The sequence below is a fragment of the Xenorhabdus hominickii genome (assembly GCF_002632725.1).
GTDB lineage: Bacteria > Pseudomonadota > Gammaproteobacteria > Enterobacterales > Enterobacteriaceae > Xenorhabdus > Xenorhabdus hominickii.
Genome location: NZ_NJAI01000042.1, coordinates 1 through 1,393, shown reverse-complemented (window position 1 = coordinate 1,393; position 1,393 = coordinate 1). Strand labels below are relative to the sequence as shown.

Here is a 1,393-nt window from a genome sequence, read left to right as displayed (position 1 = left end):
TACTACAGCCGTAATTGCTCTGTAAGCCGATGATTTTCCCGGCGGCGACAGTGACATTGTTGCGCCCGGTATTGATGCCGTCGTCGCCAGGCTGACCAATGTAAAATCTGTTCGATTGTCTTTCCCGCTTTTTCCATCAGCTTTGACAGCAGCTTACGGAGTTCCGCTACACTGAGCGGAACCCGGCCTACCGGTGTTTTTTTTCTCCTGTACCCGCAGAACCGCCAGGACTGCATGGGCCAGCAACGACAAGGTAATATGTCGGTGCCAGCTCTGCCATCGCCGCACTTCGTAGTGATCCAGCCCACATTCCCCTTTGGTTTCCTCAAAGCCACTTTCGATTTCCCAGCGACAACCCGCCACCTGAACCAGCGTATTAAGATCCGCCTGTTCTCTCAGGGCATACACCACATAGTAAGCCCGTTCCTGTCTACTATCCCGGCTGCGCCGAACTAACAAATAATGACCATAACGTCGATCCTCTTCACTTATCTGTAAACGCCATAACGGCACGACAGCCCAGTCATACCAACGCTCACCTTTTGTCCCTGTTCCCGCTGACCCTGCTTTCCAGTCAGCGGTGGTCAGGGTATCGGCAATCCGTTCAGCACGGAGATACTTGGGTCCTTGCCACCATAAGGGGGTATTGCAGGGAATGGCTAACACGAAGGGCTGGTATTGGGACTCCAGCCAGACCCTCAGACGACGGTCACGGCCATAAACTTCATCCGCGGTCACCCAGCGACAGGGAACGCCGGCATCCCATGTTCGTTCCAGCATCTGCCGGGCTAACTGGGGTTTCGTTGCAAAAGTGACGCTGGCAGGGATACCCGCGGCTTCACAGCGGGAACGGTCATCGGTCCACTGGCGGGGCAGGTATAATGCCCGGTCAACAAAGGCATGCCCTCCGTTGCCGGCATAACAAAGAAATACGCCTATCTGGCTGTTTTCTACCCGTCCGGCGGTCCCACTATACTGACGCTGTACCCCGGCAGAATGTGTCCCTTTTTTGATAAAACCGGTTTCATCAATGATGAGAACACCCTGTTCATCGCCCAAGTGTTCAGTGACATAATCCCGCAGGATATCGCGGGCCATATCGACATCCCAATCAGCGCGTTCCAGCAAATATTGAATCCCATCGGGGGTACTTTCCTCCATCCATTCAGCCAGTTGCCAGCTATTCTTACGTTCAACATCACTGAGCAATCCCCGAAGATAGGCGAGGCTGCGTTGTCGTGAGCCGGTAGAGTGAAATAAGGGAGCCAGACGGGCATGTAATGCCTGTAGCGCCTGTTCCCAGATTTTGGCAGGGGATGGCATGTGACACCGCCTTTTATTTAAGGAAGAAGAGCCCCATCATGGCACAATATGGATTACGGCTGTAGTACTA

General features: G+C 53.8%; 1 protein-coding gene. It reads right to left on the bottom strand.

Annotated features, from left to right (window positions below; translation table 11 throughout):
• Positions 1 to 153: 153 nt before the first annotated feature.
• Positions 154 to 1,323: an IS701 family transposase gene (locus tag Xhom_RS24860; protein ID WP_069315489.1), complete on the bottom strand. Its 1,170-nt coding sequence runs from the start codon at positions 1,321 to 1,323 to the stop codon at positions 154 to 156.
• Between the last annotated feature and the right edge of the window lie 70 nt (positions 1,324 to 1,393).